The sequence below is a fragment of the Ruegeria sp. HKCCA4812 genome (assembly GCF_013034245.1).
Lineage (GTDB): Bacteria > Pseudomonadota > Alphaproteobacteria > Rhodobacterales > Rhodobacteraceae > Ruegeria.
In genome coordinates this window covers 1-20,543 of the sequence record NZ_WQFQ01000009.1, presented here as the reverse complement: position 1 = coordinate 20,543, position 20,543 = coordinate 1, and the positions used below count along the sequence as shown (strand labels likewise).

The 20,543-nt window shown below is 53.1% G+C and carries 23 protein-coding genes and 1 pseudogene; 10 read left to right on the top strand and 14 right to left on the bottom strand.

What is annotated here, in order from left to right; all coding sequences use genetic code 11:
* Positions 1–239 precede the first annotated feature (239 nt).
* The 5 genes and pseudogenes from GOW04_RS22050 to GOW04_RS18725 all read left to right on the top strand — a co-directional run.
* A pseudogene (locus GOW04_RS22050) lies at positions 240–596 on the top strand (deoxyribodipyrimidine photo-lyase); the annotation flags it as partial.
* Between the two features lie 111 nt (positions 597–707).
* Complete coding sequence (locus GOW04_RS18740) at positions 708–1,781, top strand: FAD-binding domain-containing protein (protein ID WP_254430209.1); 1,074 nt, start codon at positions 708–710, stop codon at positions 1,779–1,781.
* Entirely contained in the window at positions 1,778–1,918 is a 141-nt protein-coding gene (locus GOW04_RS18735) for a DUF2256 domain-containing protein (RefSeq protein WP_171233604.1), read from the top strand. The genes GOW04_RS18740 and GOW04_RS18735 overlap by 4 nt, the downstream gene beginning before the upstream one ends.
* Complete coding sequence (locus GOW04_RS18730) at positions 1,915–3,159, top strand: FAD-binding domain-containing protein (protein WP_171233603.1); 1,245 nt, start codon at positions 1,915–1,917, stop codon at positions 3,157–3,159. The genes GOW04_RS18735 and GOW04_RS18730 overlap by 4 nt, the downstream gene beginning before the upstream one ends.
* A 3-nt stretch (positions 3,160–3,162) precedes the next feature.
* A complete protein-coding gene (locus tag GOW04_RS18725) occupies positions 3,163–4,656 on the top strand; it encodes a cryptochrome/photolyase family protein (RefSeq protein ID WP_171233602.1) in 1,494 nt (497 codons plus the stop codon).
* A gap of 166 nt (positions 4,657–4,822) precedes the next feature.
* On the opposite strand, the gene GOW04_RS18720 is transcribed toward GOW04_RS18725, so the two are convergent.
* Positions 4,823–5,755 carry an SdiA-regulated domain-containing protein gene (locus tag GOW04_RS18720; RefSeq protein ID WP_171233601.1) on the bottom strand — a complete coding sequence of 311 codons (933 nt, stop codon included), beginning with the start codon at positions 5,753–5,755 and terminating at the stop codon, positions 4,823–4,825.
* Between the two features lie 217 nt (positions 5,756–5,972).
* Between GOW04_RS18720 and GOW04_RS18715 the strand changes: the two genes are divergently transcribed.
* The gene (locus GOW04_RS18715) at positions 5,973–6,695 is read left to right on the top strand and encodes a hypothetical protein (RefSeq protein WP_171233600.1); all 723 of its coding nucleotides are present in this window, start codon (positions 5,973–5,975) and stop codon (positions 6,693–6,695) included.
* On the opposite strand, the gene GOW04_RS18710 is transcribed toward GOW04_RS18715, so the two are convergent.
* The 7 genes from GOW04_RS18710 to GOW04_RS18680 all read right to left on the bottom strand — a co-directional run bounded on the left by GOW04_RS18710 (position 6,696) and on the right by GOW04_RS18680 (position 12,050).
* Positions 6,696–7,637: a metallophosphoesterase gene (locus GOW04_RS18710; RefSeq protein WP_171233599.1), complete on the bottom strand. Its 942-nt coding sequence runs from the start codon at positions 7,635–7,637 to the stop codon at positions 6,696–6,698. It abuts the gene before it with no gap.
* Positions 7,627–9,060 carry a hypothetical protein gene (locus GOW04_RS18705; protein ID WP_171233598.1) on the bottom strand — a complete coding sequence of 478 codons (1,434 nt, stop codon included), beginning with the start codon at positions 9,058–9,060 and terminating at the stop codon, positions 7,627–7,629. Before GOW04_RS18705 ends, GOW04_RS18710 begins: the two co-directional genes overlap by 11 nt.
* A gap of 781 nt (positions 9,061–9,841) precedes the next feature.
* Complete coding sequence (locus tag GOW04_RS18700) at positions 9,842–10,015, bottom strand: hypothetical protein (RefSeq protein ID WP_170755412.1); 174 nt, start codon at positions 10,013–10,015, stop codon at positions 9,842–9,844.
* A gap of 42 nt (positions 10,016–10,057) precedes the next feature.
* Positions 10,058–10,363: a hypothetical protein gene (locus GOW04_RS18695; protein ID WP_152456654.1), complete on the bottom strand. Its 306-nt coding sequence runs from the start codon at positions 10,361–10,363 to the stop codon at positions 10,058–10,060.
* 53 nt (positions 10,364–10,416) lie between these two features.
* Positions 10,417–11,031 carry a hypothetical protein gene (locus tag GOW04_RS18690; RefSeq protein ID WP_171233597.1) on the bottom strand — a complete coding sequence of 205 codons (615 nt, stop codon included), beginning with the start codon at positions 11,029–11,031 and terminating at the stop codon, positions 10,417–10,419.
* A 55-nt stretch (positions 11,032–11,086) separates the two neighbouring features.
* Positions 11,087–11,386, bottom strand: a complete 300-nt coding sequence (locus GOW04_RS18685) for a hypothetical protein (protein WP_152456656.1) — start codon at positions 11,384–11,386, stop codon at positions 11,087–11,089.
* Between the two features lie 364 nt (positions 11,387–11,750).
* Positions 11,751–12,050 (bottom strand): hypothetical protein, encoded by a 300-nt coding sequence (locus tag GOW04_RS18680; RefSeq protein ID WP_152456658.1) that lies wholly within the window; start codon positions 12,048–12,050, stop codon positions 11,751–11,753.
* Positions 12,051–12,606: 556 nt separating this feature from the next.
* Here GOW04_RS18680 and GOW04_RS18675 point away from each other — a divergent pair.
* From GOW04_RS18675 to GOW04_RS18665, 3 genes are all read left to right on the top strand, one after another.
* Complete coding sequence (locus GOW04_RS18675; protein ID WP_171206323.1) at positions 12,607–13,122, top strand: DUF805 domain-containing protein; 516 nt, start codon at positions 12,607–12,609, stop codon at positions 13,120–13,122.
* A gap of 75 nt (positions 13,123–13,197) precedes the next feature.
* The gene (locus GOW04_RS18670) at positions 13,198–13,968 is read left to right on the top strand and encodes a hypothetical protein (protein ID WP_171233596.1); all 771 of its coding nucleotides are present in this window, start codon (positions 13,198–13,200) and stop codon (positions 13,966–13,968) included.
* Positions 13,952–14,488, top strand: a complete 537-nt coding sequence (locus GOW04_RS18665; protein ID WP_171233595.1) for a hypothetical protein — start codon at positions 13,952–13,954, stop codon at positions 14,486–14,488. The genes GOW04_RS18670 and GOW04_RS18665 overlap by 17 nt, the downstream gene beginning before the upstream one ends.
* Before the next feature lie 791 nt (positions 14,489–15,279).
* Here the strand turns inward: GOW04_RS18665 and GOW04_RS18660 are convergent.
* The 5 genes from GOW04_RS18660 to GOW04_RS18640 form a co-directional block, all read right to left on the bottom strand.
* Positions 15,280–16,239, bottom strand: a complete 960-nt coding sequence (locus tag GOW04_RS18660; protein ID WP_171233594.1) for an ion transporter — start codon at positions 16,237–16,239, stop codon at positions 15,280–15,282.
* Positions 16,232–17,422 (bottom strand): low temperature requirement protein A, encoded by a 1,191-nt coding sequence (locus tag GOW04_RS18655; RefSeq protein WP_171233593.1) that lies wholly within the window; start codon positions 17,420–17,422, stop codon positions 16,232–16,234. The genes GOW04_RS18660 and GOW04_RS18655 overlap by 8 nt, the downstream gene beginning before the upstream one ends.
* 198 nt (positions 17,423–17,620) lie before the next feature.
* Positions 17,621–18,274: a DsbA family oxidoreductase gene (locus tag GOW04_RS18650; RefSeq protein WP_371814423.1), complete on the bottom strand. Its 654-nt coding sequence runs from the start codon at positions 18,272–18,274 to the stop codon at positions 17,621–17,623.
* Positions 18,275–18,277: 3 nt separating this feature from the next.
* On the bottom strand, positions 18,278–18,997 hold the full coding sequence (locus GOW04_RS18645; protein ID WP_171233592.1) for a glutathione S-transferase family protein: 720 nt from the start codon (positions 18,995–18,997) through the stop codon (positions 18,278–18,280).
* Complete coding sequence (locus GOW04_RS18640; RefSeq protein ID WP_171233591.1) at positions 18,984–19,592, bottom strand: NAD(P)H-dependent oxidoreductase; 609 nt, start codon at positions 19,590–19,592, stop codon at positions 18,984–18,986. The genes GOW04_RS18645 and GOW04_RS18640 overlap by 14 nt, the downstream gene beginning before the upstream one ends.
* A 214-nt stretch (positions 19,593–19,806) precedes the next feature.
* On the opposite strand from GOW04_RS18640, the gene GOW04_RS18635 reads away from it, so the two are divergent.
* Positions 19,807–20,091 (top strand): helix-turn-helix domain-containing protein, encoded by a 285-nt coding sequence (locus tag GOW04_RS18635; RefSeq protein ID WP_253286204.1) that lies wholly within the window; start codon positions 19,807–19,809, stop codon positions 20,089–20,091.
* A 37-nt stretch (positions 20,092–20,128) separates the two neighbouring features.
* Here GOW04_RS18635 and GOW04_RS21815 read toward each other — a convergent pair.
* A partial coding sequence (locus GOW04_RS21815; RefSeq protein WP_217356953.1) for a hypothetical protein occupies positions 20,129–20,543 on the bottom strand: 415 nt, incomplete at its 5' end.

Here is a 20,543-nt window from a genome sequence, read left to right as displayed (position 1 = left end):
TCAGAAATTCAAATAAGACAGAGATGGGCTAACCCGCTCCTTTTTTGGTGGTTTAGGGCCCAGAGCGATCACTTACCAATGTCACCTTTGTCTGGGTCTTTTTCTCTTGGACACATGCCTTGGTTGGGTTCGCGAGCGCTTCCGACATTCATGTACCGAAGGCCAATGGCTTCTCTGCAAAAAACCACGTCCTAGCGGAATGCGAGGAAGACTGGAACATAGATCCATTTCTAGTGGCCATGCGTACAAACCTTGAAAACGGAGGTATCGTGCAGGTCGTCTGGTTCAAACGGGATTTACGGGTAAATGATCATCAGGCACTGGCGCAAGCGTCTGAGGTCGGGCCAGTTCTGCCACTCTATGTGGTTGAACCTGAGCTTTGGCAGCAACCTGACGCGTCAACACGGCAGTGGAAGTTTGTTGCTGAGACAATCGCTGAGTTGCGTGATGACCTTGGGAAACTGGGACAACCACTCATTTTGCGCACGGGACAAATTTTGGCGGTCCTTTCCAAGTTAAAAGATCGTGGTCTGATAGACGTACTTTGGTCACATGAAGAAACAGGAAACAATTGGACTTATCAGCGGGACCGTCAGGTAGCTGCATGGTGCAGGGACCACGGCGTGCGGTGGCACGAAGTACAAAACCATGGCGTTCTTCGCAGGCTCAGGTCTCGCGATGGCTGGGCGGAACGTTGGGATCGGTTTATGGCTTTGCCCGTTGCTTCACCAGTTGCGCTTAAGCATATCGACGTAGAACCGGGCTATATTCCCACGGGGCGCGACCTTGGCTTGCGGGATGATACATGTGTTGGTCGTCAAGCCGGTGGACAAGCTGTGGGTTTGGAACGTCTGAGCAGTTTTCTGACCCACCGTGGCAAAAGATACCAACGCGAAATGTCCAGCCCCTTGGAGGGGGCCGTTGCGTGTTCGCGGCTGTCGCCCTATCTGGCTTGGGGTGCGCTTTCGATGCGCGAGGTGTCGCAAGCTACTGAAAATCAGAGACGCCGGTTGCCGCCGCAGGCAAAGGATTGGCGTAAATCGCTTCGCTCGTTTTCGGGCCGTTTGCATTGGCATTGCCATTTTATTCAGAAACTTGAGGATGAACCCCGGATTGAATTTGAAAATCTGCATCGGCTCTACGATGGTCTTCGACCGAAAGCGCCAGATGCCCAGCTCTTGACCGCATGGTCCAACGGAGAAACGGGATATCCATTTCTGGACGCATGCATGCGGTCATTGCGGGCAACGGGCTGGCTTAACTTTCGGATGCGCGCAATGGTGATGGCCACTGCAAGTTATCATCTTTGGCTGGATTGGCGGGCCCCGGGTGAGCATTTGGCGCGCATGTTTACCGACTATGAGCCGGGCATTCACTGGAGTCAGGTGCAGATGCAATCAGGCACCACTGGCATCAATACCGTGCGCATCTATAATCCGGTTAAGCAGGGCTATGATCAGGATCCAGAAGGGTTGTTCATTCGGACATGGTTGCCGGAATTGTCCCAAATTGCAGATCAGCATATCCATGAACCCTGGAAAGCTCACAACGCGAAAGACATCATTGGAACGCTTTATCCAGAGCGTGTTTTTGACCATCTAGCGGCAGCCAAGGCCGCGCGCGAGCGGGTTTGGGGCGTGCGCCGAAGTGCGGAGTTTCGTTCCGAAGCACACGCCATCGTGACAAAACACGCCAGCCGAAAGAATCGGCGGAATCCTCGCAAAGTCGCGCGGGCGTCTCAAAATCAAAAGCAACTCAGCCTGCCTCTGGAGGATCAATGATGAAGATGCGCAAGAAAGCCGACTTACCCCAGAAGGTCTGCCCGGTCTGCCAGCGCCCGTTCACGTGGCGCAAGAAATGGGAAAACGTTTGGGATGAGGTGAAATACTGCTCAAAAAAATGCAGATCGGCTGCATGATCGAGATGTTTTCAGAACTTGATGAAGCGAAAGAGACGTTTGATTTCAAACCCACAAGGACCAACGGTCTTATAAGGCTGACGCAGTTCGTGGGACGCACCGGACGCCATTACGCAAGTGCGCGAAACTACGATTTTGGGACTGAGCGTCGCAGCAATGTTTCGGGTTTGTCACCTTGGCTGCGCCACCGTTTGATAACGGAGAAAGAAGTACTGGCAACGGTTTTAGCGTCGCATAATTTCAACGCGGCGGAGAAATTCGTGCAAGAAGTTTTTTGGCGCACGTACTTCAAGGGTTGGATGGAACAAAGGCCTAGCGTCTGGTCACTGTATCAGCGGGATTTGCTGAGCGCTTGTGAGCGATTAAGAGATGATGAGGGCTTAAAGACCCGTTTCAATGATGCAGTGAACGGCAATACCGGCATCGACTGTTTCGACCATTGGGCGCGGGAACTGGTGGCGACAGGCTACCTTCATAACCATGCGCGCATGTGGTTTGCATCAATCTGGATTTTTACACTTCGCTTACCCTGGCAGCTTGGTGCAGATTTCTTTTTGCGACATTTGCTGGATGGCGATCCCGCATCGAACACGCTGAGCTGGCGCTGGGTTGGCGGATTGCACACGAAAGGCAAAACTTACCTCGCGCGCCCTGACAATATTGCCAAATACACTGAAGGACGGTTTCAACCGAAAGGCCTGGCCAAATTTGCGGAACCGCTGACCGAGCCGGTAGAACACCCGCTCGTTCCCCCTTCAAGTCCGCACATGCCCTCAGACAGCCCTTATCTGTTGCTGTTGACAGAAGATGATCTGTCAGCTCATCAATTGATGCCGACATCGCCTGTTGCCAAGATCGGACTTTTGGCGACGCATGGTCGATCCCCAAACCAGATGGGAGATGTTGTACAGGATTTTGCCAAGGGCGCGATGAGCAACGCTTTGGAACCCCACGGAAAACTCGGGCAATCGACCGAGGACTGGTGTGGTACGTTGATCGAGGCAGCACGGAATGCAGGTGTTACGACCATTGCAACAGCCTATGCGCCTGTCGGTCCCACTCGGTCACGGCTGGATCGTGCGGAACCTGTATTGAGAGACGCAGGCCTTTCTTTGAACAGGATAATTCGGCCGTACGACGCTATAACATGGCCTCATGCGAAGGCCGGGTTCTTCGGCCTTCGAAAGAAGATCCCGTCGCTTCTACGCCAATTGAACTTGGCCACCCAACAAAGACCATAGCCCATGTCCACTGCCGCCCTTTTACTTCCCAACCAATTGTTTGCCCAACACCCGGGCCTGGCCGCCCGGCCCGATACTGTTGTGCTTTTCGAAGACCCGCTGTTCTTTGGCGACGCGTATTATCCCGCCACGATGCACAAGCAAAAGCTTTGGCTGCACCGCGCCTCAATGGCGCGCTATCGCGATGGCTTGGTCGCCAAGGGCTTTGATGCTGCGATCTGGCCCTTTGAGCGGCAGGCGGGTGCATGTCTGCGACTTTTTCAAAACTTGCGTGATCGTGGTGTCAGCCGAGTGATCATGGCTGATCCAGTAGACTTCATTGCAGAAAGACGTTTTCGGGCAGCGGCTGGCAATACCGACATCACGCTCGATATCCAGCCATCCCCCGGCTTTATGAATACGCGGGCCGACAATCTGGATTGGTCTGCCGGTCGAAAACGCTGGTTCATGGCGGAGTTCTACAAGGGCCAACGCCGCCGTTTGAACGTGTTGATGGACAGCGGCCAACCGGCCGGGGGACAATGGAGTTTTGACGAGGAAAACCGAAAAAAAGTGCCCAAGGCGCTGTTGGGCAGCCTGCCTTGGATCGACTGGCCTGCCCATGACGCAGTTGATGAAGCTGCAAAAGCGAGCGTTATCGCTGAATTTCCAGATGCATTGGGTGGCCTGGATACGCTATTTTATCCGACGTCACACAAAGCTGCATCCGACTGGCTGGCGCAGTTTCTGGAACGGCGGTTCGAACACTTTGGCGACTATGAAGATGCTATTGTCGAGGGGGAAAACTGGCTGTGGCATGCCGTTCTTACGCCTGCTTTGAACATTGGCTTGTTGACGCCGAAGCAAGTTTTGGACGCTGCCTTGGCGCATGCTGATCGCAAGGGAATTCCCCTGAACTCGGTAGAAGGATTCATCCGCCAGATCATTGGCTGGCGCGAGTTTATGCGTGCTACCTATGAGAACCTTGGTGTGCAGATGCGCACTACAAACCATTGGGGCCATCATCGCCCTATGCATCGCTCTTTCTACAACGGAACCACTGGTATTGATCCGCTGGACGACACGATCAAAAGGGTGCTCGAAACCGGGTATTGCCACCACATTGAACGCCTTATGGTACTAGGAGGATTTATGTTTCTGTGTGAGATTGATCCAGACCATGTCTATCGCTGGTTCATGGAAATGTTCGTCGACAGCTATGATTGGGTGATGGTTCCCAATGCCTACGCGATGAGCCAGCATGCCGATGGCGGGTTGATCACCACCAAACCGTATTTTTCCGGCTCAAACTACATTCGAAAAATGAGCCATTGGGGCAAAGGGCCCTGGGCAGATATCTGGGACGGGCTTTATTGGCGCTTTATCCTGAAACACACCGATAGACTTGCTGGCAATCCTCGTTGGGCGATGATGTGCCGTACGGCTGGGCGCATGTCGCCAGAGGTCAAAAACAAGCATGTCACGACGGCTGAAGCCTTTTTGCGACGTATGACGTGAACATGAAATTTACCCGCGCAATGTCCTGCGCTGGATCAAGGTCGCCTAGTCCCAGCCACACTACAACGGAGGTTCTGATTGAGGCGGACAAAGGTAGATGCGTACAAAGCAAGCTGCAACAACTTGCGGAAGCCATTGTGGCGGTGTGAGCTTCGTTTTCTAGCTATCAAAATTCGGGAATATCAAAAACATACAGTCGCGATTTCTCGGCATCATCTGTCAGGATGTAGAGAAGTCCATTGGGCTCATCCAGGGCGATCCCTTCTGGATGCTTCACAACCTTGCGGTCGCCGTTTTTCATATAAGTTAGTTCTATTGTCTCTGCCGTTCTCGTCTCGGGATTGTACAAAAAGATCTGGCGCCCTTTGTCGCTCAGAATCCACAGTACACCTGAGGACGCAGACCAAGCCAATCCGCTTACATCCAGCTCATCGTCATTTACGCGGTCAGACTTAAAACCAGATTCGCGATCCAAAGGGGTGATTTCCTCGATCTCCGTCAGCTCTGATGACAATACCAGCAACAACCGCGGTTTCCCTTCGATGACCACGAATACTCGCCCAGTGTCCGGATCGACTGTGATGCCCTCAGGCCCTTTGTTCAATGGATTGCCGACGAGCATTTCAGCTGCATCCGAATAACCCTTGAGAGTAGCAAGTGGAACCGTTGTAAGTTGAATGGGGTCGGTTGGGTGAACGACTAGAATTGACCGGTCAGTTTCCTGAAGCACCAAAACAGATCCATCTTTTCGCGAAGCGACACCCTCAAGGTCTGATCCCTTCAGTGATGGCAACTTGAAAGAGTTTCCCAATGCCCCGTCGATTCCAAGGAGATGCAGTTTAGGTTCGGCATCGCTGACAGACCACAAGAAGCCTTCAGCGCTGGAAAGCGACAGACCTGAAGGCTCTGAAAACCCTTCTGATTTGTCTGCGACCTTGAACCTATCGACCAGAACCAGATCAGCACTTTCGGCGCATGCAGGATCAGCCCACAGCGGGAAGGCTGCCGCCACTAACCCGGGCGCAAAAGCGAGCCGTCTAAGCATAAAGAAGCTCCGTGAAATTTCAGGTTTTGACGGAAACACTTTGTTTTCTGCCATTCAGTTTTCTCGCCCGTGGATCACATCCCTTTATCGCGTTCTTATCACAACTCAGATGCGATGTCGGAAGAATGCTCATTGAACTCTTTACCTGATCCCGCTTGTTGCGATTGAATTGAATGGGGCACGATGTGCCTGTGGTGAAGCCTAAGCCCTTGGCCTGAGCAGGAAGGAAGAAAAGCTGAATACGACATTCCCGTTTAAAACCGTGTTGTTGATGCTGCTGTTGCCAGGCGCTGCGGTGTCGCAAATCGACCCTGCAACGTTGTTGGCCGGAGCTTCGGAATCAGAAATTCTGATCGAACGCCAATGGACTCAGTTTCGCGGCAAACAGGAACTGTATTTCTTTACTCTCGATGTGGTGGTCACGATCATTCTGGCTGGCTTGATCGTCTATCATCCGGTGAGACGCAAAGCCCGTAGAAGCATCGGCGACTTGGTCATGCCGAGGCTATTCTTCCTTTATGCTCTTATTGGCATGGCTGTTGGATTCCTGGTGGTTCAGCACGGATCAATGATTGGTTTTGTCATATTTGGCATCGGAGCTTTGCTCAGGTTTCGCTCCAATCTGGATGATCCGGTAGACACCGTCGAAATGATAGTCGTAACTGTTCTTGGTCTTGCGGTCGGTTTGGGCTTGCCGCTGATGGCCACGCTGGTGGCAGTTGTTTGTTGGTGTTTCATTTGGCTCGGTGGACGTAACAAGGGCGTGGAAATTTCGCTCAAAGCTTCAGACGAAGAACACTCATTGAACGTCAGCGGCGCCATTCAAGCCATGGCCGCAGACGCTGGCTGGAAGCTGGTCAGAAAACACCACGTCCCTGGCAAGTCTCGCGTTTCATTGCTTTTCATTACTTCGGGTGGACTTTCAGAAGCCCGGATCGAAGAGATGATAAACGATCTGGTCCCCGAAAAAGTTGAGTTGAAACTCAGCCTCTAGTTATTTCACAAGGTCCAATCGTTTCAACACCGCATTCGGGGATCTGATCTCTTTCGGGAGCGACTTGAAGTTTACCGACCTTTCGAAATCGGGCCCTCGATATACTGCTATCCCAAACTCTCCGTTCGGCTGGAACGTAACATGAGTGAAGCTGTGAGGTGATCTGACATTATCACCAATCAGCCGTCGTGGACCACCGCCCAAACAAGCTTGGGAAACATAAGCCACACCGTCTTTCCAGCCTGGGTAGAAGGCATGATGGTGGCCGGACAGATGCAGAACGACCCCGCTTTGCAGGTAGATTTTCTCAAGTGTCGGGTCACCGATGATTTCGCGTTCGCGCTGGATCGCGAAGGGCCAAAGCGGCAGGTGACTGAAAGTGACAATCGGGTTTCCATTCGCCCCCAGCTCCTCAAGTTGGTCCTTCTGATCGCCGGATAGCGGCCCAAGGGTCGTGGCATCCAAAGACGCAAACGTGACGCCTTGCATCTCAAACGCGTAGAAGAACGGATAGTCATCCGAAACCAGGAAATCGACGTCTGGTTTTCTCGGCGCCCATTCCTCGGCGTATATTTTTCTTTCACGTTCGAAACCACGGTAGGCAGAGGCATCATGGTTTCCCGGCGTGACCGCAAATGGAATTCCGGCAGCCTCCAGCGGGTCTGACACCGCCTTGTGAAACGCCTTCCACATCTCTCTGACCTGTTTGTCTGACAAGTTGGGAATGCGCTGACCCGCAACCATATCTCCGGTCGAAACCACCAGATCGGGATCAATCTCGATTATCCGTTCAATTGCCTTGTCGACGCGCGCATCGTATTTTACCGAGCCATAGCTTCCATTCAGATCTGATATGACGATGACATCCAATGCCGCCGCTTTGCAGGCGAGCAAAGCGGTCCAAATGAACACCGCAATAAGAGCAGAACACCTACGGTTCATAACAGTCCACAGCCTCAACCTCGGTGTCGTTTTTCAAAAAGAATGCGACGGGGTCCAAGTCGAACATCAAAACACCTTTTGAACAATTGCTCTGGAGAATGGACGTTGCCAGCGCTGTATTTTTAACGGCTTGCGCAATCTGCCTATCTGACAGGCCAAAGCTTTGCGACAACCAGTCATAAATCGGGCCTTGCGTTTGAAGGTCGTTATTCAAAGCAAACAAGCGCTGGTAAGTGCTTGGAGAAAAGTGTCGCATTTTCTCCAGCATCTGAGTGGATTTCGCAAAGTTGGCATATTCGACACGCCCACCAGCATCGTTGTCGTTTAGATTGCTGCGACGGATCAATAATGCATCGGCTGGAACATCTCCATCGTTTGGCTTATGGTGCTTGGCCTTCTTGTGCTTCAGGTCTCCGTCTTCGACCCAATACCAATAGGGTGTGAAGTCTATGTTTCCTACGCGGTCCTGCTGGCTAAAGATGAAGTCGAGCAGAACAATCTCGGTAAGTTCTTGCATCCAAAATGCCATCTGTTGGTCGCTGACATCGGGGCCGAGATCCTTGTTGATCTGCCGATCCTTTCGACCTTCCCTGACACCCTCTGCAATGGCCTCGGGCAAGGGTTTTGAAGACCGCAAGGCCAAGAAGGCGGGTGTTTCCTGAAAATCGCGGTTTTGGCCTTTGCCCCAACCGGATTTACGGGTGCCGTTGATTTCCGAGCCGTAGCGATGACCGGGGCTGTCAAGCAGGACACCGTATATCTGCGTTCGATCCGCGGTGAACAGATCATCGGTTGGCTGGTACGAGTTCGGATCGGCATCCGCAGCCAAGAATACCCGCCAGCCTTCATGGTTCATGCGCCCGCCATGAGAGCCACCAGAAATCGCAAGGCCGGGCTCTGCGACCTCGGTGAGATGCGCCTGAGCGTCCATGCTACGCCAGACCGCCACCGGAACGTTCACCGTCGCGTCGAAATACCTGGAGAAATGGTAGTAGAGCAGCGAAGAGGTTGAAAACGTTCCGCTTGTACCCTTCTGGTTCATGGTGGATTTGAATTTAGCCACCCTGTCCTTTGCCAGATCTTTTGCCGCCTTCCCCTCTTTGCAAGCGTTTCTCTCGAATTCAGAACGGTTCCCGGCGTAGGGTCCTTCCGAAATATCGTAGACGCCCATTCCTGGGCTGGTGCTCCAGGTTTTTGGGCAAACAGCAATTTCGGAGGCATAGAAATCAATCTCGCAATAGGTTGTTTCTTCCTCAAGATCGCTTTTCTTATACGCGCCCGTTGGTATTTTCTCGATCCGAATACAGCGCTCAGTAAATCCGTTAGGGCTATCAAAAGTCGTGGCTTCACCCAGAACATCGTCGCTCGCCCACAAGATGGTGGGTGCAATAAAAGCAAGAGACCCCAGAAGATGGAACTTCATTTGAATAGTCCTCCGGAGATCATCTAGGGCAAATCGCAGCCCGTTGTTCGGCGGAAATCTTCAGGTTGGGGTCGACACTGAAGTTGGAGAATTTTGCGTCAATCCACTTGTCGCATCCGCCTGAACATGGGGCACCGTTTCGGGCATCATTCCAATATTCCTTGGCCCTTTCCTCCGTCCAACCGCAAAACTGAACGAGCGCCATTGCCGACAATGCACCCGAGGAATGAACGCCCCACATGCAGTGCACCAGGACAGGGCCTTTTCCAGGGTTTTCAATCACCTCGTGTATGGAAGCCATGACGGCACCGGGTCGGGAGGATCTGGCACTTTGATAGTCAAAGGATCCGTTTCCGCAACTGGTGCGACCGTATTCAGTGTTTTTGCCAAAGTCGGCATAAAACCCGGTTGAAAACCCTTCACCGCACAGAGTTTCGCGTTGACCCTCGCTTAGGCCAGTTCGATCCTTGTCGCCGCCCTTGAAACCGGATCGATACAACACACCGCTTAAGACTGGGCGGAAGAAAGCGACGCCATCGACCCCTCCGTCGCCACTTTTTGAAAGCATTTGGCTGTTGCTAGGGCCACCGTTTCGGCTGGTGACGTCAGAAGTCGCAGCGGTTGCCAGAACACCAATGAATATGAGTGACGTCAAAAACCGCATGCGTGTTCCTTTCTGTATTCAGCCCGTGATGCTCACACTTTTCCAGCCGGTAATCTCTCGGAGAGACACATTCACCGTAAACATCTTTGGTGGCGGTTAGCGTCCCGCCGTGAAGCTTCAAATTGGCCACACCAGATTGATGATAACGACGACCACGAAGTAGGCCAGAACAACTTTCCAATTCCACTGGTGTTTGTTTTCTTCGTTGATCACGCCGGCCGACTTCAATGCCAGGTTTGTGATAATCAAAGCGACAACGATGACCGCCGCGTGTGCCAGATCAAAATGCAAACTAGAGCTCCTTTTTTCAGATTTGAGATTGATGAAAATGTGTCAGCAGTCGCCTGATGGCAGCATAGTTACATCTGAATACCTTCCTTCAGATGTCGTGATCCGCGCACATGCGCCGGTATCTTTGTTAAACCAGTAAGAGGTCAGCCCTTCGCTTCGGATAAGTTCAAACCCAAGACTTTGGATGCCCATTTCAGCCTGACCCGCTCTGGCCCCTTCAAACGACGAAAGATCGCTAGAGCTGCCCACAGTTGGTGCACTCGCATCCACTGACCCGCCACTCTCGTCGCATGCTGAGAGTACAGAAATACACACTGTACCGATCACCAAAAAGACTTTGGATTTCATCTGTTTTTTCCTAGCTGATTTGAGTTGCCGTTCCAGGGTTTTCCGTCGATCACCTATTCAATACCGAATATAACGTTGTAGCCGACGGAAGAGTTGCCGCAGTTGATGACCTCGACAACATGATCACCGGATTGCCACAGCTGCCCTCGATACTCATTGTCCGCCGACATCAATCCCAACAGTTCAGAACCATCGGGGTTCCGAATAACGTAGTCCAATGTGCCGTTTCGCGGAGCAACGCGAACGTAAAGGAACTGTTCGTTTTTGGCGCCAAGGACATATTGCTGGGACGCTCCGGGCGCGAGTTGGCCAACGAGTTCGGCGCCAGTTGAACCAGCATCAAATTTGACGCGTTGGCTTTCAGTAGATCCTTCGGCGCCGGCCATAGCTCCACCACCATCATCCATCGCCTCGACAACCGACATCTCTCCAATGCTTCCATCCTTGTACGCGATGCATCGCCAAAGTGTCCCACCTGCGTCACGTAGCATAACCAGCGTGCCAGCTTCGGAAAACTCTGAGCTTTCAATCGTACCGGATTGACCGTCTGGCCCACCAAGTTGCCGTAAATGATCGATACACGCGTCATCGGCTTCCGACATTGCAAGAGCAGCTGTGCCCGAAATTGCAAGCATGGGTGTGAGGAGATTCAGTAAACGGAGTTTCATCAGATTGTCCCCTGTTGGCTAATCCTTACAGTGTTCTTCTGTACAAAGCGGAACTTCACTTCGCTTCCCGCAACTTGGACAGAAACTCATCGCATGCCTGTGCGCTGCCGACGATCTCGTCCGTCGTTTCAATTCCTTGCAGTGATGCCATCTCGGAATTCACGCGATTGAGGATCTGATCCGCTTGCTCGGCGGTGATCAGGTTCTCGGCTTGTGCGCCTTTCAATGTAGAGCAGACACCGGCGGACAAGCCTGTCGCAACGCCGACACCCATCGCGGCACCTCCACCCAAGGTCATTGCCCCAACCACGCCGAGGACGAGCCCGATCACGATACCCAAGATCACTTTTCCCATGTTTTCCTCCCTTTTGGTGAGAATGCGTTCGGCGTTCACTACTGCCGCAAACTGCGTACCCATTTGCAAATCAAGACCAGCGCCAAAAGATTGAAAACCGGTGCGAGCGCCGCGAACCAAGGTTTGGTCGCCTCCGAGACCAAGTCCGCTAGAAGTATCCAAGGCAAAGCCAACGGCAAAAGGAACACCCCGGACAAAGGGTCTTTTTCTTGCCCCAACCAACCAAATGTACCCGTCATGAACGCAATCAACGCCAACAGGTAAAGGATCGCGAATACGATGGTGGCTATTCTACACACCAAGTCGAGCATTCCGAAGAGCGAGCCAGTGCTGCGCGGCCGTGTTCAGCCACGCACCAAACAGGTCACAATGCGCCTTCGTCGCCCAGGAACTCGATACCGGCTGTGGCGCCATCACTGTAAGCAATACAGTTCCATGGGGCACGATCCTCGCCAACGCCGACGGTGACCTGGGTTCCCGCCTCGCTGAAAGCAGACGACAGCACAACGACTTGCGAATTGTTCGTTGTATTGGCTACGTCTCGCAAACACGCTTGCTGAGCGGGCGTGAGCTCGGCAGACGCGCTTGATGTACCCGTATCGTCGCAGGCCGCAAGCAGTGCGAAACATGTCGTGCCTGCAACCATCACCATTTTGTTGGTCATTTTCTTCTCCCTTTGGGTTCTTTGATCTCAATTGAATTAGAGGCGACGTTTTGAAGCTCCAGCGCCTAAGCGGCCAATCGTGCATACCTCGAACTGGTGACTGCCGTTCTCAAAAGACTCGCCATTCAAGGTTTGGCCGGCAGAACAATATTGCGTTGATCGCATGCACTGCCAACAACGCGTGACCGCACTGGAAAAAGCTGGAGCGCATGTTGGAAGAAGAGCTAGTATTTTGAGTCTTGGCATCGCGTTCTCCCAACGCTCGGTCATTGAAAACGCCTTCCGACTGCCAGCACTCACTCCGACAGTCGGAAGGGCCCGGTAAAACGGGCGACAGCGACAACAACGGAGGTAAAATAAAGTTGCGTCGAATTCTCATATTTGAATCTAATTTTTCATAAATCAATATTTTTTCCGCGCGTAAATTTCCCTAATCTTTCGTGCGAAAGGCTTTTGCTTTCAAACAAAAAGAATGTGGGGATTTTCGCAAGAGCGAGTGTTCCCTACGCGGCCAAGCGTTTTTGACGCCGCCAAGAAACGACGAAGGGACAAAAACATGGGATTCGTTGAAGCAGTAAAAACGTGTTTTTCGAAATACTTCCAGTTCTCGGGTCGGGCTTTACGATCAGAATACTGGTGGTTCTTCTTGTTCGTGGTTCTCGTGAGTGCCGTATTAGCTGTGCTGGATACGATCATATTCGGAACCAATCCCGAAACGGGGCAGGGATCTCGGGTTCTGTCCTCTGTTTTCCAACTGGCCGTTCTTATACCCATGCTGGCCGCCGGTTGGCGGAGGCTGCATGATACAGGGCGACCTGGCTGGTATTTGCTGCTGCCGATGGCGCTTAGCATTACAACGCTTTTTGTTATGCTGGGCGGGGTGGCGTTCTTTTCGGTATTGGAGCAAGGAACGGAAAACCCCGATACATTACGTGGACCCGCGGCAGTTTTGGGCGCAACCGGCATTGTTGTTTTCTCAATTCTTCAATTGGTTCTGTCCATCCTGATGATCTGGTGGCTAACGCGCCCTTCTCAAGAAGGCGCAAACGAATACGGCGCACCTGTTTCCTGATCTGGTTACCCGGGCGGTGGGCCCGACGCTCTGCTGAAAGAAAGAGCCAAATGCAACGCCGTGGAGAGAGAAAGAATGAATTTCAAGCCGATTTCCGTTGGAGCGCTGATGATGGCAATGGCAACCACAGCATCGGCGGAGTGGTCGTTCAGTTCCGGGCCTAGTCCCAATGCATTTATTCAGACCGGAAACATGACGCTGGAACTTCAGTGTAACCGTATCCGCTTTGCTCCGGCTGGATATGAGGACAGCCAGGACATTGTGCAGAAGCAGGGGCTTTCCATTCGATTTTTGAAGAACGGCACCACCGAAGTTGGGGCATTTCAGGTTGGCGCAGAAAACGCTGCCGTGCAGATCGTCGACAACTATCCCGTCGAAGTCAGTTTCAATAGTCAAGAGGACTATGGTTTTGTACTGGACCAGCTTGCGGCCAATGCATTGGTTAATCTGTCCATGATTGATCAAGTTGTCAGCTACGGAATCTTTGACTTGAAAGGTTCCAGCGCGGCAATTCAGTCCCTTCGTTCCGCCTGCGGTTCAGGTGCTAGCCAGGGGGCCTCCTACGAACCCCCTGAAGGCATCGTCTATTGTGGTGGCGGAGTGGTAGAGCGCGTGATCGAACCCGTAATTTTGGACACTCCGGACGGGGAGTGGGACGCGCGAGTATCGGTCAATGGCGAGTCGATCAGAGCCATGACCGCCTATAGTTATTTTGGAAACTCTAAGCCGCCGGCCGGATTTGTCGTCGCCCTGCTTGGGGAAGACAGGTCCGAGTTTCTGATTTTTAACGAAGGCGCGGAAAACTGGCTGGAATACGGGGACTTCAGATATGATCAATGCAATTGACGCCGCCTTCCAATCAGTTTCCCCAATAGAGCACCAGCTGAAGTATTTGGTTTCCGGGATCGTACTTGTTTCGGGACTAGTTTGGACCTCACCAGCTGTCGCGGCTGATGTATCGCAACTTCCGCCCGGTTTGCAGGCGAAGGTTGATCTGGCGGCACGAGCCTGCGCGGAGTTCAACGACGGCCAGTTTGACATAGCCTGGGGCGCGGTTGAAAGGGTCGATCTCGACGGAGATCTACAACGCGACTGGGTTCTGAATGAGTCTGGTTTTGCGTGTTCGAGCGCCGCATCCCTTTACTGTAGTACCGGCGGATGCATGTCGCACTTTTGGATTAGCGAAGAGGTGCATTCCTTGCTCAACCAAGGCTGGACGGTCGTTGATTTTGGGAGCCAACGTATTGTCCTTGCGGACGTCCATGGATCCGATTGCGAGGGAATAAATCCGACGCCATGCGTCAGCGCCAGTGTTTGGGATGCCGAAGCCAAGACTTGGCGCTCGACTTCTGGAAGCTGGGAGTAAACTGTTTTTGTGTTTAGCAACTGTGTCAGAGGACCCTTTGTTCCTGGGGTTCTCTGTGGCATGCAGATCTATGGGAAAGCTGTGACCAAACACCGCGTAGATTTATGGGTTAGGTTCTGCGGTTTTTCTTAAGTCACAGGGCGGCCTATACGCTTCAACCGCAGGTAAATCCCCACGACCTCAGACAAAAGAACAGATGACAAAGAGGCAACAAGCAGCAGTTCAGAGTGGTCGGCTCCCGCTGCATTTTGAAGCTTCAGCATGTGCTTCCCCGCAAGTTCTGCGTCACGACACCTCAGGTGGTACCAGTATTAATCGAGCTGATCGGCAGCTCTTCTGGCTTTCAATTCAGCGATCATGGGCGACTTTGCGCGAAGGGAAGGCACGCGAGCAGCGACCAGACCACAGCCATTGGCAACTTGCCGATTTTGGGAAGGACGGGAATGGATGTAGGTTCCACAATGTTCAAAAACCAAGTTCCCGTTTTCGCAACACGTCGCGCCCCTGGAACAAGGGAAGGCTGTTGGTACAGAAGCGGCTATTGCAGCCAAAGCAGGCTTGGGTCATTCACCCCCGGCTTGAGCTCGCAAAAACCTGAGAAAGCTTGCTCTGTTCCATCGTGCTATCGACAGCAAGTTGCGTGGATGCCGTCGACAACACAGATCGCGAAGGACAGCAGCGAAACATCCAAGCACGCGAAATACTCTATTCGAAATCCCACATTTTCACAGATCTGCTGTGATCCAGTTGGGAGCTCGGCACCTGATCAGTGGCAGGCCAATTACGCACGCTTAGGGCTTGCCCTTTTGCACAGTTTGCCCGCAGGTAGGGCAGTGATCGGCTTGTGACATGGTCTCAGCATGCACGCGGTTTCGGATATGATCGGCAGCGCGACGCGAGAGACCCAATTGCTTGCGAACGGCTTCAATAACGGCCTCGTCCGCGTCGCAGATATCGCCGTCTTCCAAGGCCTTTCGAAATTCACGTTCCAGGCTGGCCCGTCGGCGGTGCAACTGGTCGTTCAGGCCGCTGGCAATGATCCCTGCGGGCAATGCGGCCATCCCAATGCCAATCACCGTGATCGCAGCGCCGAAGATCTTACCGGCAACTGTCACGGGCGTTACGTCGCCATAACCAACGGTCGTAAGCGTTGCCATCGCCCACCACATCGCCGCTGGGATCGATCCAAATGCCTCCGGTTGCGCTTCGTGCTCTGCCAGCCATGCACCGCTGGCAGCAAAGATCAGCATCACCATCAGGATAAAAAAACCTGCAAAAAAGGCGCCGGCCTCTTCCTCAAACACAGCGAGCAGCATGCCGAGTGCAGGCGAGTACCGAGTGAGTTTGAGGAGCCGCAACATACGGAAGGTCCGCAACAGACGCAGATCAACCGGGAAGATCAAATAGAGCAGCGCAGGTAAAATCGCTAATAAATCGATGATGGCGATCGGGGAGACGGCCCAGGCAGCCCGCGTTTTGTAACTTGGATTTTCGGTGGCGACCCACAGCCTTGCCGCGTATTCGACTACGAATACGAACAGAGAAAAACCCTCAAAGAGGTTCAGCGCCAGGCCCCAACGGGTATATATGGAGTCGACCGTCTCCAGGATAACGGCGGCCACGTTCAGTGTGATGAGGACAATTAGAGCTATTTCAAGCAACCATGGACCGGTGGCCGCCCTGTCCGGGCGCTCGAGCCACCAATAGACTTTCCTTTTTAGATAGCCCGAATTTGTAACTGCCTCACTCATGTCGAAACTGCGTCCAGGCGCGCATCAGGGGGATCGCGATTTGCGATAGCAAGGCTGTGCCCCAGATCAGATTGCCAACCAACGAGGGAACATGGGGGACGATGAAGAAACAGGCAATAGCCAGAACGATCCCAAATACCCTTACATCCCAGCGCCCAAAGTCCGATGCAAGACGGTGTTCAATAACGTTCTGGAGCACCCAAAGCATGGCGATATATCCTGCAAGGCCGAAACAGCCAATGGCGGCATATTCGGTCGGGTATGGCTCCCAAAAACCGACTTTGACCTCGGCAGCTAGGGCCACGCCTACCATGACGCCGCATAACATCAAGATCAGATGCGCAAGCCACCAGATCACCAACGTCGACACCTTCTTGTCGTTGGGCTTGGCGTTGCCGACAAAGTCAAAATAAATCCAGCACATGACGAACATCGAAACGCCACCGATGACGAAATTAACAAGCACATCAAGTGAGACTTTGTAGATGCCTTTCTCGGACAAAGTAACGACGAGTTTGAAGAACCCTTCGCCCAGAACGATCAGTGTCAGCAGAGCAAACCGTTCCGCCATATGGCCAAGGCGCGGGACGAAACGTTCGAAGCGCAATACAGTGAGGCCTGGGATCATATACATCGCCTGTGTGGCCGCCATTGCGGCAGCAAACACCCAATAGGCCAAGGGTGTTGGCAGAAATGCCGTGATGACAAAGATCACCGCAAAAACCGAAAAATTCCGGATCTGGGCCGTCGACATGGACTCGCCTGAAGAATTGACCCGCCGGGCGCGATAGTACAGCGCCGCGAGCATGGCCCTGTTCGCTGCAAATCCTAACGCGAAGAAAACCCAACCCTTGCCGTCAATAGCCGGGATCGCCGCTGCCATGAACATCACCGTGCAGATCATCACGGCCATAATCAGCCGGTGCCAGAAATCGGTGCTGACGAAGATCGAGTTGAATATGCTGAGTTCGCCCCACGCGTACCAGAGCGTGATGAAGATACCAGCGAACACAAGAAACCCATGCAGATCGAGATGATGCGACAAGTAATTGCCCAGCAGAAAGATTGTCACGACATGGATCAGGTCGTAGAACAGCTCGGCCCAGTGGACATGATCATGTGCATGGTCAAGGTCCTGGTGATGTTGGGGCTTTCGCCACATGGGGTGGTCATGCAATGCCATAAATTGGGAACTCTTCAAGGTTGAAAGGCTGTAGTGGCCGACCAGCGGCCACCCAGATTGTGTTTCACTATAAGATGAAGGTTGTCGCGGAGACTTTCGTCATGCAACCCCCACAATTGTTGTTCAGCGAGGGCATGCCGGGCAACACCCGCCTGATCGTGGGGGTATTGCGCCGGAAGGGCCCGGTATTCACGGATGTCACGCGGCCCTGTCGTCTCGTAGATGCAGCAGGATACGGGCGTAGTTTTCCTTGCCCTGCGCGCCGGTCACAAGGTGACGTTCGTCGAACACCATTGCGGGCACACCCCGAACTCCTCGGCTGATCCAGAATTGCTCTTTCTGGCGCACGTGATTGGCCCGATCTTGGCTTTGCAACATGTCCAGCGCATCCGCGCAGTTCAGCCCGATGCCAGCAGCCGCATCGGCCAGAACCTGTATGTCCGAGACGTTTTCGCGGCGTGTAAAGAACGCCGAAAAAAGGGCCTGCTTCATTTCATGGCCTTTGCCTTGTTCGGCGGCCCAGTCAATCAATTGATGCGCGCGGAAGGTGTTATACATCCGCATGTCATCGGCGTAATTGAACGTGAACCCCAGTGCCGCGCCCATCACGGTCAGGCGGGCTCGTGCCTTGATCGACCCTTCCAGCGTCGTCCCGTATTTCGATGCCAGGTGGTCGCGCAGGTTCTCACCACCCTCGGCCATCTGCGGATTCAACTCGAATGGATGCCAATGGATATCCAGTTCGGTCTGAGTGTCGCGCGCGGCTTTGGCAAGTTGGTGATAGCCGATCACACACCAAGGACAAACAACGTCTGACACGATATCGACGCGAATAGGCAGAGCAGCTTGCACGGCTCAGGTTCCTCTCACGTCGCCGGAAAAACGCGCCGCGTTTTCCTTGGCAAAGGCGCTGGAATCTGCGTCAGCATCCCAGAACTGTGGGTTGGCCTTGGGGATGGTCAGCGCTCGCTGGACGGCAGGTCGCGCATCCATACGGTCGAACCAGGCGTTCAGATGCGGTAGGTCCGACACATCCACCCGTGCCCAGACATAAGCACGCGCCCACGGGTACAACATCATGTCGGCAATGGTGTATTCGTCCGCTGCGATCCAGTCCCGCCCGTCCAGACGCGTATTCATCACCTCCATCAACCGGCGGCTTTCGTCCACGTAGCGACGGATTGAAAAGGGCTCTTCATGGCCATTAGGCGCAGCGATGTGCTGGAAATACATCGCTTGTCCCATCATCGGCCCGACGTGACCGACCTGAAACAGCATCCACTGCATTACCTCGGACCGCTTTGCCGGGTCCGAAGGCAGAAATTTTCCGTATTTCTCGGCCAGATGCCACAGGATCGCGCCGGATTCGAAGATCGCGCGGCCTTCCGAACGGTCCTCAATCGTTGGGATCTTTCCGTTCGGATTAAGCGCTAAATAGTCTGGTGCCTTCTGCTCGTGTTTGGAAAAGTTGATATGGGTCAGGTCGTAGGGGATACCTGCCTCTTCCAGAAAAATGACCGGTTTGTAGCCGTTCATCGTGCCTGCGGTATACAGGTGAATATCAGGCTGGGACATGTTCAACCTCGGCAAATGTGGTTTTCAGATGTGCGTCAAATCGAGCAAAATCGGCCTCGATTTCCGGGTTCTTCATAACATCGAATGCAGCAAAAGTCGTAAGAGGCTGCATGGCAAAGAACTTTGCGTTCAGGTGCATCGGCGCTAGCAGGTCGTCGACGCTGGCGCCCGCAAAGAAAGGCTCGGACTCGTCATCGAACGCTTCTTTCGGGGCGTTGAAGGTAACTGACAGCATGTATTTCTTACCGTTTAGCGTGCCGCCGGTACCGTAATTGACTTTGGGCGCGTCGGTCGTTCGACCGTCACCTGCACACAAGCGGCCGTCCATACCGGCCGTGTACACCTCATCGATGTATTTCTTGAAAATCCACGGAACGCCCATCCAGTTCACCGGGAACTGCATGATGACTGTATCGGCCCACAGGTGCGTGTCGACCTCTGCATTCGCGTCATATCCATCAGCGACAGTGGTCACGCGCACGTCGTGCCCCATTGCTGTCAGCGTATTCCGTGCACGTTCAACGAGGCTTGCATTCAACTGTCCGGGGGCGAATTCGTAGGGCTGGGTGCCATTCACGATCAGGATTTTGCTCATGTCCATATCCTATTTGTGCAGTCTCTGAACCCTTGACTTTCGCCGGGTTCAGAGAGCATTTGAGAGTGTAGGTATGAGAAATCAACCAGTATACTTTTGGTAACCTGGCTATCTGAGCGGAAGGATGACAATGCGAGCGCGGATTGAAGAGGACGCCAAACGCCGTCGACAGGTCTCGGAGGCTTGTCTGGAGCCATGCGCAATCGAAAGAGGTATGCGGATCATTGGCGGAAAATGGACCGGCTCGATTTTGTGGCACCTCAAAGATGGTCCCGTGCGTTTTAACGATCTATCGCGTATGATCGGTGGGGCTAGTAAGAAGATGATCGCTGAGAGATTACGCCAACTTGAGGAGCAGGGTTTGGTTGCAAGACAAGTGATGGATACTTCCCCTGTTTCGGTTCAATATTCCATCACCGAGTTTGGCAGCACAGCCCTTGGATTCCTCGATGAGCTAAGAAAGTGGAGTGAAGAGCTGCCTAACGATTTACAGCGATGACTTTTAAATGCTTGCTCTTAGCTTATAGCCTAATTTTTTAATGACCCCGCGACAAACTTGTAATTTCTTCAACACTGCAGATGAAGGGGCTTGGCGACGCAGAACAGAATTCCGCGAGACTGTTGTTTAAGAAAGCTAATTGCGCCAGTTTTGACAAAAAATGATAGAAATATACCAAAGCAAAGCTTTGGTGCAGCAGTGTGTTTTGGAACGACTTTCTACGGGGCCGTTCAATGACATTTGGACTGACACGTGCCGTAGCAGCCGGCCCGCAGACTGCTAGTTCTGCCAAATCAAGTTCTCGCATCCGCAGCGAACGCCCGCTTTGTTCGGATTCTGTTGAAAAACAACGTGTTGCTGACGCAGAAAGTGATGCGCTGAATAGAGCGCGAGTGCTTTTCTGATCAGGCTTTGCGCGTTTGCTGCGGTGCAGGAAATATCTTGGCCAATTT